General features: G+C 60.5%; 6 protein-coding genes, 1 tRNA gene and 1 pseudogene. 1 reads left to right on the top strand and 7 read right to left on the bottom strand.

What is annotated here, in order from left to right:
- Positions 1-167: 167 nt before the first annotated feature.
- Positions 168-293: pseudogene (locus IAE77_RS05610) on the bottom strand (IS3 family transposase); the annotation flags it as partial.
- 520 nt (positions 294-813) lie between these two features.
- Positions 814-1,737, bottom strand: a complete 924-nt coding sequence (locus IAE77_RS05615) for a tyrosine-type recombinase/integrase (RefSeq protein ID WP_294223063.1) — start codon at positions 1,735-1,737, stop codon at positions 814-816.
- A gap of 78 nt (positions 1,738-1,815) precedes the next feature.
- On the opposite strand from IAE77_RS05615, the gene IAE77_RS05620 reads away from it, so the two are divergent.
- Positions 1,816-2,253: a hypothetical protein gene (locus IAE77_RS05620; RefSeq protein WP_294223065.1), complete on the top strand. Its 438-nt coding sequence runs from the start codon at positions 1,816-1,818 to the stop codon at positions 2,251-2,253.
- Between the two features lie 10 nt (positions 2,254-2,263).
- Here IAE77_RS05620 and IAE77_RS05625 read toward each other — a convergent pair whose 3' ends face one another.
- The 5 genes from IAE77_RS05625 to IAE77_RS05645 form a co-directional block, all read right to left on the bottom strand.
- On the bottom strand, positions 2,264-2,884 hold the full coding sequence (locus IAE77_RS05625; RefSeq protein WP_294223067.1) for an HNH endonuclease: 621 nt from the start codon (positions 2,882-2,884) through the stop codon (positions 2,264-2,266).
- Positions 2,885-2,934: 50 nt separating this feature from the next.
- Positions 2,935-4,014: a tyrosine-type recombinase/integrase gene (locus IAE77_RS05630; protein ID WP_294223070.1), complete on the bottom strand. Its 1,080-nt coding sequence runs from the start codon at positions 4,012-4,014 to the stop codon at positions 2,935-2,937.
- Positions 4,015-4,110: 96 nt separating this feature from the next.
- Positions 4,111-4,187, bottom strand: a tRNA-Pro gene (locus IAE77_RS05635).
- 127 nt (positions 4,188-4,314) lie between these two features.
- Positions 4,315-12,423 carry an autotransporter-associated beta strand repeat-containing protein gene (locus IAE77_RS05640; RefSeq protein ID WP_294223073.1) on the bottom strand — a complete coding sequence of 2,703 codons (8,109 nt, stop codon included), beginning with the start codon at positions 12,421-12,423 and terminating at the stop codon, positions 4,315-4,317.
- A gap of 243 nt (positions 12,424-12,666) precedes the next feature.
- On the bottom strand, positions 12,667-12,834 hold the full coding sequence (locus IAE77_RS05645; protein ID WP_294223076.1) for a hypothetical protein: 168 nt from the start codon (positions 12,832-12,834) through the stop codon (positions 12,667-12,669).
- Between the last annotated feature and the right edge of the window lie 9 nt (positions 12,835-12,843).

Genomic DNA, 12,843 nt, shown 5'->3' on the forward strand with positions numbered 1-12,843 from the left:
GTCTACACGGATCGGGCGAAACCCTGCTTGCATGGGCCCAGCTTTTAGCCTCTGGCCACAATCAGAACCCATTTATCTTATAGGACACGGCAAATTCTGGAATTTGGGTGATGCCGAAGACATGCCCGTCGACAGTTTTGAAAGTCGATTTGCCGGACTCCTACCACCGAAACCTGTCCGGGATGAATGCCAAATTCCTTGGCGATCTGTTGCACGGTTTTCAGCCCCTTGAGGGCTTCCAAGGCCACACGGGCCTTGAACTGCGAGTCATGTCGTTTGCGTTTGTTCTTCATGGTCTGTTCTTGGGTTCGGGGTATGCCGCCCCAAGCCACAACCACCATAATCGCATACCTTAACCCCTGGCCCGATTTTCGGGGTCCACCTCACATAGTCCAACCAAGAATATCACTACCTCCGCGATCTCGTCGGCGACTTCTCGCTGATGGCGTGCCTTCCATTCGTCATAGACGCTCTTGAGTTCAAACCACTTCACCCCACCCAGCATATAAAAGTCAATACCCGCCAAGACTGATGCGTCGAGAGGGTATCCAAAATCCAAGGGGCTCCAATGCTTCGGCGCACATGGCGGCCAGGTCAGCAGTTTAGCTCGTGCCATCCAGCGCAATGTCTCCGCATACAGCTTTGATTCTTCATCCGCAGTCATCATCTATGTCTAGTTGATACGCGATGGAGGGCAATCGTTGATTAGACCGCCTCGCAATGCAGAAAAATTTCTCGTGCTCGAATCCATATCAGAAATCGCAGACAGCGGCGAAAGCTCACCCCCCCGCCCCGCCTGCTTGAACGGTCGCCTTATGCCGACAGCCTCTCAGGCTGTGCCGCATCCGCTCCGGGGAACGCGATCACGTTTTGAGGCGGCAGCAGCGAGCCAAGCCCCGTGCTGATGCGCTGCTTCTTATCCGCGTAAAAGTCCGCGGTCACGCGGATGTCTGAATGCCGCAGCAGTCGGGAGGCCGCGTAGATGCCTGCCGACTTTGCCACCAGCGCACCCGCTTCCTTCCGCAGCTCATGCAGCGCCTTTTGCGCCTTCACTCCATGACCGCGCAGCCACTCATAAAGCGCCGCATACACCGGCTCACAGCGGTAGCTCACCCGGCTTTTGAAGTCCGTTGTCGCCCGGCCCTCAATCACAAACTCGCCCTTTGCCAGCGACCGCCAGCGCCGCAGCAGCGCCAGCAACTCGGGATCAAGATCAACCTCGCCTGCGGAGTCCTCGCTCTTCGGGCGGAAATGCTCCGTGGCCTCGATGCGGATCACGCCCGCCTCCATGTCCACCTGATGCCACAGCAGGCAATCAATCTCCCGCTTTCGCAGGCCGCAGCACAGCGCCAGCAGCAGCACCTTGAACGCCTCCGGCTGAGTCGCCGCCAGCTCATCACCGGCCAGCCGTAGCAGCCTCTCAGCGTCGATGCGGGACTGATACCGCGTCTTTTGCTTCTTCCCGAAAAGCTCCGACAGATTCACATCCCCCATCGGCAGCGGCTCCGGCAGTTTCAGCCCGGCCACATCTCGCAGCGCCTTCGCGATCTTCACGCCAAACATCGCCTTCGCATTCCTCACGATGGAGCGGGCGGAGTTCAGCACCCGGCGCTGTGCCTCGGGATTCGCAGGCTTTGCCTTCCGATAGGCCACCTGCCACGCGTTCACCTGTGCCGAGTCCAGCAGCGTGAGCGGCAGCTTGTCCACCGCCTCGCGCCATTCCTTCGAGCGGACCAAGGCTGTCTTCGGGTATTTCAACCTGCCTTTCGATGTGGAGGGCTGAAGATTTCCATCCTCACGTCGTCCAAGGCCCGCATGAAGCTGATTCTGGCCCTCCTGCTCCCCGTTCTCGCCCTTGCTGATCCTGCGTCTTCACTTGCTGGTAAAACTGCCACGCTCAGAGACGGAAAGGGCAAAGCCTCGACAACCTACAGCACATCAGGAACCAAAACGACCTTCCGAGATGCTCAGGGAAGGACGACAGGAACAGCCACACAATCGAGCACCGGCAAGACGACCTTCCGCGATGCCCAAGGAAGAATGACCGGGACTTCAAGCACCAGCGGATCGAAAACTACCTGCCGAGATGCTCAGGGACGACTCACCGGGACCTCCTCAAGCTCATCCTCGGGAGTGACAACCTACCGCGATTCATCAGGTCGAGTCACAGGCACCAGCGCCATCCGAGGCAACACCATCACTTTCCGGGACGCTTCAGGACTGCTCACCGGAACAGCGACCGTAAAGAAGTGACCTGCTTTGATCACCTGAATTCCTCCAACCCGGTCCATGATGACCGCACTGCCTGGCGGGTTCTCGGGTCGATCAATCCGACTTCCTCCACAGTCCAGTTCATACGCCCGAAATTGCACGGAGCGCAGGTGATCACAATATTATCCAAGCTGTTGTCTCCACCACGAGCGTGCGGGAGCAGATGGTCATATTGCAACCACATCGCCTGAAATGCGGCGTGTTGGTCGATGTTCTTCGATCCCCATGAAAGTGCCTTGGGATACGCCTTTTTGATGCGCTCTCTGATCTCCTTGCGGATGAGGGGAATGCCACAGAACCGGCAGTGGAACCCGTCACGCTCATGCAGGACGTTCTTTTCCGCATTGGTGGGCATACGAAGCTTCACCCGTTGCTCTTTGGGAATACTGGGCGGCGCATTCTCAACGGGCCGATATTGAACATACGGGCTGTTGCTACCCCAGAGGGATTCCGTCCATTCTCGAATCGCAGGCAGGTCAGCACCCCGGATCATTTCATGGGCTAGATTTGGATTGCCCGCGAGGTGTGCCTGGACCGCAGACTCAAGCAAACGTGCTGCCTCGCCGATTTCTGGGATGGGTTCTCGAAGGCAGGGGCGCAGGCTGGGTGTCATGTGTCTTGGTCTAGGCAGTCAGGGATGGGCAAGTTTACGTCCAAATAGAATCACGCCAGCAGTTCCGCCATGCGGTCGTGATGCGGACGGCGGACGTGGCTGTATGTGTCGAGGATGAGCTTTCCGCCATCCCGATGCCCTTGCCACTCGGCAATGGTCTTCACGTCGATGCCTTTCTCCAGAGCATCTGTGATGAACATTCGGCGCAGGGATCGCTGAGTGAAGTGGGGGTAGTTCAACGCCTTGCAGGTGGATTCGAGAGCGTGCTTGGCTTCCGAGATCGGAACGAGCTTGGCATTCGGGGCACCTCCTTGCGCACGAACTAGGCGCTCTACTAGGGGACGGAGACGTGGGAATATGGGAATATGGAAACCGGTGTCGGTCTTCTGCCTGCGCACCCAGATGGTGCCTCGGGCGAGATCGACATCCCGGACCTTCAACTCGGCCACCTCGCCATTTCCGAGCCCTGACAAACCCATGAACTCCACGAAATCGCCGCTGGCCGCACAACGCCGGTTGATCGTGTTATTGCGGATGTAGCGGACCATTTCCTGAAACTGCTCCCAGGTTGGTGTGAGCCGCTCCACAGCCTGACGTTTCACCGGCATGATGTGAGCTACGGGTGACTTGACCAGGATGCCATCCCGCACGGCACGCTCGAAGACCCCCTTGATGAAAAAGAGCCATTCATTCCGGGAGGAGTGCCGCATGCCTTTGGTGACTTTCAGCAGCCATTCCTCAACCTCCGAGGCACGGATCTCCAGTGCCGGACGATCAATACTTTTCGGCCACTCCTGGTAAACCGCCTTGGCAATGCCGGTCTTCTTGGTGATGCTCGACCGGGAAAGGTTTCCCTGAAGTTTCAGGTGCCGCTCGGTGATCTCGCGGAGTGTTTGCTTTCCTGCGTTCGGATCAAGGTGCTCCTTCTCCTGGCGCAGATCCCTGAGCTTCCGTTTCGCGACGGGAAGCTCGGCAGTGCCAAGGCTCTCTTTGAACACCCGCCCATTCAATCGGAAGTGAGCGAAGTAGGCACCGGAAGCTGGATTCCGGTAAAGACCTTCGCTGACGCGCCTGAGAGAGTTGGGGGTTTTGGATTTCTGGTTCTGTTCTGATGAAGTGGACGAGTCCACGGCTGAGGATGTGTGAAGTGTTACTATTTGCGTTACTAATCTTGTATGCGGTTAGTAACCTTCACACCCAAGCCCCTTGATTATCAGTGGTTTGGATGGTCGGGCTGGCGGGATTCGAACCCACGACCTCTTCGTCCCGAACGAAGCGCTCTACCAGGCTGAGCCACAGCCCGCCGTTTGGTCATTGCTGACAAAATCTGCGGTTTTTCTCGCGGGGGCACCGCGAGCGGGACAGCATTTGTAGCGTCTCAAAGAGAAGGCGCAAGGGCGAAGATGCGCCTTCAGCGGCCGTGTGTTCGGTCAATCCTGCGAACGCCTGCGACGGCGCAAGGCGAAGATCGCTGCGGCGAGGAGAAGCAGCGACATCCGGCCGGGTTCGGGAACGAGCACGACGCTGATCGCGCCGCCGGTGTAGAGATCGCCCAGATCCCAGGTCAAACCGGTGCCGGTGAGGTCGGGAAGCACGGTGCTGAAGGTGCCGGTGCGGAGTGAGACGCCCGACCAGTCGAAAAGCTGCCAGGTGTCGCCATCCTGCCATGCGGTGGTGGGCAGCGAGGTGCTGTTGATCACGTTCAGGCTGACATTGCTGCCAATCGTGAGCGTGCCGTCCAGATTGAGCAGGTCGGAAACGTTGAGCCCGCCGGTGTTGGCGCTGAACAAATCCATTTCCAAACTGCTGTTGTCCTGAAACACCAGCGCACCGCCGGAGGTGGTGTCGAGGCTGAGCGTCGCCGCTGCCGGAGTGGCGTCTCCGACGCTGAGTTTGCCGTTGGTGGCGATGGTGATGTCGTTGCCGCCGGCCACAGTGACGAAGCCCATGCCGCCGAGAGTGGCATTGGCACTGATGGCGTAGCCTGCACCGCCGCTGTGGGCGCCATTGACGAACCAGGAGCCCGCATCGACCGCCGTGGAGCCCGTGAACGTGTTGGTTCCATCAAGCACCAGGCTACCAGTCGTGGTCTTGGTGACAGCCCCGCCGCCATTGATTTCGCCCACGTTGCGCAAAGTGCCGCCTTCCACCGTCAACGCGACCGCATTGGAGGCATCGCCAATGTCGTGACCTTTCATGTCGAGATCGACCGTGCCGCCGACTTTCACATTGGCGGTGGATGCGCCGCCGCTCGTGGCTCCGGTGCGGACCACATCGCCATCGATGGTGATCGTGCCGCCGGTGAAGTACACATTGGCGACTGCCGAAGCGCCCGTGGAGGTGGTGTTGGAGGCCATGGCGATTCCGCCCGCCCCAATTTTCACCGTGCCGCCGCTGATGTTGAAGTTGCCGGTGACCGTGGCCGTTCCGCCGCCTGATTTGTCGCCAATCGTGACCTTCGTGACATCCAGCGTGCCTTGATTGAAGTGGAACGTGCCTGTGGTGTTGTTGGCTCCAGTTCCGGCCAGACGTCCGCCGATTTTCAGATCGCTGAGGAGCAAGTCGGTCGTGTGATTGCGGAAATCGGCCGTTTGGGCAGGACCTGCACCCGTGCCGGCCGTGACGGCATAAGCAACCGTCATGGCGGCACGACTGACGCCGTCCTGGGCACGGATGGTCAGCGTTCCCGTGGTGTTGCCGGCTGCGAAACCGAAGGTGCCCGCGCCACGTCCGTCCGAAATGCCGATGGTGACCGTGTCCGCCTGGATGATGTTGGCGCCGGTGCCGAGATTCACGAGCGTCGTGTTGGTGTAGTGGGCGTTGTCCGTGCTGAAGCGTTGGGCGTTGATGAAATTGTCCGTGGCCATGGTGAAGGTCACGTTGCCGCTGCCTCCGCCACCCGAATCCGCCGCGTCACCCACGAAGAACGTGCCGGTGCCGAGGTAGGCATTGAAGTGCGAAAGGCCGGACATGTCCAAAGTCACCGCATTGCCTTTGCCATCGACCGTGGAGCCGCCGATCTGGAAGCCGGCATTCGTGGGAACTGCCCCCGAGCCGACATTGAGCGTGCCACCGCCGGAGAACGTGAGCTTCGTGGCCGTGTTGGTGCCCGTCACATTGGGACCGATCAGGACCGCACCACTGATGTTCAGGCTTTGCGCGGCTCCGATGACCACGTTGGAAGTGACGGAGGAGCTGTTCACGAAGACCTTCAGGTCGCCAATGGTGGCGCTGTGGGCCGAGAGATCCAAAGTGACCGCCAAGGTGCCCGGAACGGCGGGATCGGTGGAGCCAAAGATGACATCCGTGCCATCCGGCAATGCGCCATCGGCACCGACGACGACCTCGCCCTGCTCGATGAAAGTGCTGCCGGTGTAGTCATTGGCTGAGGCGAGAATGAGTGTTCCTGGGCCGATTTTGGCAAAATTGCCCGTGCCGCCAATGCTGCCGCTGAGCGTGAGTTCAGTGGCGCTGCTCGTGATCTCGATGACGCCAGTGCCGCCGGAGGCGAGGGAGAAATCACGGTCGGTGGACGCGGTGGCGCCGGTGTATTGCAGCGTCGCCGTTTTGCCATTGCTGCCCAACTGAATGGCCTGCGTGCTGTTGCCAAAAACGCCGGAGACAACAGCGTTGTTGACCGCAGCCACGGATAGAGTCCCGGAGAGAACGGAAAGGCTGCCGCTGAAGGTGTGGCTGCCGCTCAACGTCAGCGTGCCATCGCCTGTTTTGATCAATGAAAGCATTCCCGTGCCATCCTCGATGAGGCCGGAGAAACTGCTGCTCTCATCACCTGCTCCCACCGCGAGTGTGGCGGCCAATGTGCTCGAGTTGGTGATGCGTCCCGTGCCGCTGACGCCACCCAGCGTTTCCGTCTGCCCAGCCAGGTCAAGCACACCACTGCTGTTCAGCGTGAGATCCGCGTCGTCCGCGATTTGTTCCAGGCTTTGCAGCCGCACGGTGTCCGTTCCGCTGCCATCACCCACAACAAGATCGCCCGTGATGGCCGTGACGCCGTTGTCCTTGTCCAAAACGAGAGTGCCTTCGGTCACGCTGGCCTGCCCGCTGTAGTCGTTGGCCTCCACACCGGTAAAAACCAGCGTTCCACCGCCGCTCTTGGTGAATGCATCCGCACCACTCACGATGCCACCGAGCGTGAGCCCCGCGCTGCCTGCATCGACCGAAAGGGCCGGAGCAGCGCCGTTCAGCAGCAGATGCACATTCAAGCTCACCGCGCCCGCGCCATTGCTCACCGTGATCGCATTGGCTCCGTTCAGCGTGAGCTGATAATCGGGGTCATTCAGCGCCACCGCCGCAGCATCATTGAAGGTGAGCGTGCCGACGGACATGTCCGCGCCCAGCACCATGCTCGTCTGATTGCCCGCTGAGTTGGCGGAGAAGATCACACTCGTGTTCGCGCCGGGCACGAGACCGGTGTTGTTCCCGACCGGGTTGATGTCCGTGACCCAGTTGCTGTTGCCACTGGCACCACCGCCATCGGAAACGGCCCACACATTGACCGCGCCGGAGAAGCCGCCATGCCAATACGCCGTGGTGAGCTCCGTTGCGGTGGAGGCATTCACGTAAATGCCCGTCGTGTCCGCGCCCACGCTGTCGATGGCGATGTCGGTCAGGTTGTAAAAGACACCCTTCTGATACGAGGTTCCGCCGTCCAGACCGCTGCCGGTCACGATGTGATAGGTGCCGGCGCTCATTCCTGGAAGAGCAAAGAGATTCACCTTGATCGTGCCGCTGACGCTGCTGGCACCAGTCACATTGATCGAGCCGTTCTTCAGTTCGGCACCGATGCTGGAGCCGTCCACGAGATTGAGTGCGCCGAGGGTCAAAACATCACCAGCGCCCGAAGCGTAGTCGAATGTGGCACCGGAGGAGACGGAGACACTGTTGCTGGCCGCCAGCGCGGTGTTGGCGGTGTCGAAGACGCGGCCGGCGGAGACCGTCAAACCACCCGTGAAGCTGTTCGCGCCTTCCAAGGTGAGCGTTCCAGCCGTCGTCTTGGTCAAACCGGCGCCGCCGTTGATTTCAGCCACGTTGCGCAGGATCCCGCTCTGCGCATTGAAGGTGTCCACCTGGATGTTTCCACCCGTGAGGTCCAGCGTGGCGCCGTTCAGCGTCAGCGTGCTCTGATTGTCGCCTGTGGCACCTTCAGCGAGGTTCCCCTGCACCGTGACCACGCCGCCAGTGAGGTTCAGCGTGCCTTTGGCGTAGCCGGTGCTGGGACTGCCTGCCGTGTGACGGGCGATGATGATGTCTCCCGCGACATCCAGCGTGCCGCCCGTGACATTCATGGTGCCGGTGCTGTTGCCATTGATGCCCACGGTGCCGTCCTGGTTGTCCGCGATCACCACGGTGCCCGCGCGGAGCGTGCCGCCTTCCACATTGAGCGTGGCGTGATTGATGTTCGCGTTTCCACCCGGCCAGGCACCGCCCATGACGGTCTGAGCCTGGTCGCTGTTCAGCGTGCGGGCCACGATCACGTTGTTCGCGTCAATGATGCCCTGGTTGAAGCTGAAGGTCGCCAGGCCATAGCCGAATCCGTTGCCAGGATCGACCTGACTCGCGACTCCGAGTATCATATCATCCAGCAGCATGTCCACATAGCCACCACGGAGATCCACACGGCCATGGGGCGAGGAAGAACCACCCACGCTGGCTCCGTTCACAAACGTCGTCGTTGTATTGGCTCCCAGGGTCAAATCGGTCCGTCCTACACCATCCTGGGCACGAATCACGAGGGCCGGCGTGCCGCTGAGACCGGTCTGGAACACCAGATCCGACGTCGTGCGAGCCTGGCCGACGAGGATGGAGTTCGCGTTGATCACGTTCGTCAGGCCTAGCTCCATCTTGGTCCCGGTGAGCGTTCCCGTGCCGCTGCCGGCTCCGATGCGAATGATGTTGGCGGTGATCGTGTTGTTCTGCGCCAGTTTCGTCTTGGTGATCGTCTGCGACACAGAGCTGAAACCGAGGTTAAACTCCTTCACATTCGCGTTGAAGCTCTGCAGCCCGGCGACATCGAAGGTCAGCGTGCCATTGCCCGTCACGGTGTTGCGAATCTCCACATTCTGCGTCGCTGCGTCGATCACCCATGCGCCACCACCGGTCGCGGTGAAGGTGCCGCTGCCAGTCGCCGCCGCGCCGAAGATCAGCCCGCCGGTTTGCGTCAGTGTGGCCCCGGCATCGATCACGATCTGATTGCCCGTGCCGAAATTGATCTGCAACGCCCCCATGGTCTGGTCGAACGTGTTCAAGTCCAGCGTGCCCACCGTCGTGCCATTGCCCAGCGTCACATTGCCCCCGAGCGGCAGCGCATTCACCGCCCCCATGGCGAGCGTTCCTTGCAGGATGTTCGTCGTTCCGCTGTAAGTGCTGGCGGTCGAAGTAATCGTCACCGTGCCAGTCGTCGTTTTGTCGATGCCGGTGCTCCCAGCCAGCCTGCCGCTGACCGTGCCATCACGCAGATCGAAGTTGGACGTGCTGCTCAAGCTGCCCGTGCCACCTCCGATGGTGCCTCCGTTGACCAGCGTCACCAAACTGACCGTGTCAGTGAACGAAGCCACATCCAGCACCGCCGTGGCACCGCTGACGAGAATCGTGCCGCTGAAGACATCGTTCGCCCCGAGTGCCAGCGTGCCGGCTGAAACCGTGGTCAGGCCGGTGTAGGTCTGCGTTCCCGACAGCGTCTGGGTTCCAGAACCGGTCTTGGTCAGGCTCAACTGGCCGCTGCCGTCCTGAATCACCGTCCCGGAGCTCGCGCTGACGTTGTTGCCGCCCACGTTCAAAATCACGCTGCCTGTGCCGCTGTTCGTCACCACACCGCCCGTGCCACCGAGACCGCCGATCGTCTCCGTGCGGTCGTTGAGGTCCAAAACACCGCCCGCATTCACGCTGACGACGGAACTGTCCGAAATCTGGTCGAGCGCCATCAAACGCACCGTGTCAGTCCCGCTGCCATCACCGATGCTCAGCCCTGCGGAGATCGCGTCGGTCCCGGTCAGCTTGTTTAAAAGCAGAAGACCGCCATGCACCGCAATCGTGCCGCTGAGCGTGTTGTCCAGCGTTCCTGAGAGCGTCAGAGTTCCGTCACCTGTCTTGGTAAATCCGTTCGCTCCGCTGACAATAAGACCAAACTCCAGACCGCTTGAAGCCGCGTCCACATCAACAGCCGCACCGTCGGTTCCGAAGGAGAGATCGGTGTTCAGCTTCACCAAACCCGCGCCGCTGTTCACGGTGATGGCCGTCGCCTTGGCGAGCGTCAGCGCATAGCTCATGTCACTCAGCAGGATGGCCGCGCTGTCGTTGAAGGTGAGCGAACCAAGGGTCATGTTCGCGCCCAAGGTCATGCTCGACTGGTTCGTGGCCGAGTTGGCGGAGAAAATTGTGTTGGTGTTCATGCCGGGAACCAGACCCGTGTTGTTTCCAGTGGCATTGATTCCCGTGACCCAATTGCTGTGCCCGCTGGCACCACCGCCATCCGAAACGGCCCACACGTTGGTCGCTCCAGTAAAACCGCCGAACCAGTAGGCGTCCGTGAGTTCCGTCGCGGTGGACACGTTCGCGAAAATGCCGCTGGCGTCCGCTCCGACGCCGTTCACGCCGAAGTTGGTCGTGTTGTAGAAGCTGCCCGTCTGGTAAACCGCACCTACGACGTCGAAACCGCTGCCCGTGACGATGTGGTAGGCTCCGTTGGTGTAATTCATGCCCGGGATGCCGAACACATCGACCTTGATCGTTCCCGTGCTGCTGCCGGTGCCTGTCACGTTGATCGAACCTTCTTTGAGCTCGGCTCCAATCGTCGAGCCACCCGCCAGAGACAAGCTGGTGAGCGTGAGCACCTGTCCGGCGCCCGGAGCATGGTCAAACGCAGCCGGGTTGGCCACGCTCACCGTGGAACTGGAGCCGAACCCGCTGCTGCTGGCCACCACCAGCCTGCCCGCATTGACGCTGACCGCGCCTGAAAACGCATTCGTACCGCCGAGCACCAGCGTGCCTGCCCCTGTCTTGCTCCAGCCCGCGCCGTCATTGATCTCGCTCACATTGCGCAGCACGCCTGACTGCAGGTTCAAGGTGTCCACCTTGATGGAGCCGTTGGTGAGATCCAAAACCGCGCCATTGAGCGTCAGCGTGCTCAGGTTGTTCGCGTAACCGCCGGACGTTCCTTCCTTGATGTTTCCTCCCACCGTGACAAAGCCCCCGGTCAGCGTGGCGATGCCTTCGGTTCTGCCGCTGCTCGGCGTCGCATTCGTCCGGGTGGCGAGCGTGAGATCGCCGGTGATGAAAGTGGTGCCTCCGGAGATGTTCAGCGCTCCCTTGATGGCCGCGTTCACATTCACGCCCGCCGTCGCATTGGTCGGATCGGAGCCGAACCCGTCCAGGTTTTCAGCAATCGTGACGCTGCCCGCAGTGAAGATGCCGCCCGTGATGTTCAAGGTACCGTGTGTGGTGGCACCCGTGTAGTCGCCATTAGTTCCGGTATAGTTGATTGCCTGGGATGTGATGTTCAGCGCCCGGCCGATCGTCACCGATTTCGCATCGACCGTTCCCTGTGCGACGGTCAGATTGCCATTTCCATGGCCGATTCGATCCGAGGCCACGCTTCCAGCGACACCGAGCACGAGTTCATCCAGCAGGAAGTCCACGCTCACGCCGGTGAGATTCACGTTCGCCGTGGAGGCGCTGGAGCCGCCCGAGTTCGCACCGTAGGCACTGCCGTTGATGCCCAGGATCAAATCCGACCGGCTGACGCCGCCGCTGGTCCCGCGAATGGCCCAGGTGGGATTCGTGACGCCCGCCTGCACGCTCACCGTCGTGCTGGCACGCGCGGCGGCGATGATGATCGTGTTGGCATTGAAGGTGTTCGTCTTGCCGAGTTTGACGGTGTTCGTGCCGCCACCGTTGCCGTAATTGGCCCCGAAACGCATCGTATTGGCTGTGATCGTGTTGCTGTTGGCGGAGAGGGTGAAATTGACCTTCGTCTGGTTCGAGCCGTAGCCGACATTGAACTGATTGACCGTCGCCGTGAAGCTGGCGATTCCGCTCAAATCCAAATTCATCGTGTTGGCACCGCCCGTGTTGCTGTTCTGCACGAGGAAGTTCTGTCCAGAGGCATTGATCACCAGCGATCCCCCGCCCGTGAACGACACGCCATGGCTGCCGCTGAGCTGGTTGCTCAAAACACTGAACACATCGCCGGTGGTGAGCGCGGAGCTGATGGTCAGCTCGTTCGCCAGTTGCAGCCGATGATAAAACGTGGTGCCTGTGGCGTGGGAAAAGGACAGCCCTGAGATCGTGTAGGTTCCATCCACGATGCTGCTCACCGTGGTGCTGTTCGCGGCGATGCCGGTTTCGTTGAAGATCACGATCGTTCCAGTCGGCGAGGCGTTGGTGGACCAGTTGCTGGTGGAACTCCACTTGTCATCACCCGCTCCATCCACCCAGGTGGACTGGGCATGGGCAGGCGGGCAGATCTGGAGTAGGAGATTCGAGACGACGAGACAGCAGCAGAGGAAGCGAGAGCCTTTCATGGACACACGACAGGAGTCCTGACGCTCAGAGACGAAGGGCAAACAGGGGTTTTTGCTCGCATCGTCGTCCGTCGTCAGGACAGATTTTTTTGGGGGGGCGGCAAATTAAACCATCCTGACTGCTGCGCAGCGGATTCTGCACTAAACGCCAAACATGGCGCCAGGCACGACATCAACCCTTGGCTTTCGTGCAGGCAATCCCCTGTGCCGAAAACATGAAACCACAATCAATCCGGGTCCAACTCATTCCCCGTCGCCGTCCGCACCATCGTCCCAGCCCGCCAAATCATCAGCATAGGGTTCGGCACCGCCACAGCCTTGCTGGCGGTCGAACTCTTCCTCCAACTCCAGCAACCGCTTGAGTTCGGCCTCGTCTTTGTGCTCAGGAAGAACGTTGGTTTGCGGTGTCATGGGCGGTCG

The organism is Prosthecobacter sp. (genome assembly GCF_014879935.1).
Lineage (GTDB): Bacteria > Verrucomicrobiota > Verrucomicrobiia > Verrucomicrobiales > Verrucomicrobiaceae > Prosthecobacter.

What these genes read in the sequence shown, in the direction of transcription:
- IAE77_RS05620 (WP_294223065.1), top strand. Translation starts at nt 1,816, where the DNA reads ATGAAGCTGATTCTGGCCCTCCTGCTCCCCGTTCTCGCCCTTGCTGAT.
- IAE77_RS05625 (WP_294223067.1), bottom strand. Translation starts at nt 2,884, where the DNA reads ATGACACCCAGCCTGCGCCCCTGCCTTCGAGAACCCATCCCAGAAATC.
- IAE77_RS05640 (WP_294223073.1), bottom strand. Translation starts at nt 12,423, where the DNA reads ATGAAAGGCTCTCGCTTCCTCTGCTGCTGTCTCGTCGTCTCGAATCTC.
- IAE77_RS05645 (WP_294223076.1), bottom strand. Translation starts at nt 12,834, where the DNA reads ATGACACCGCAAACCAACGTTCTTCCTGAGCACAAAGACGAGGCCGAA.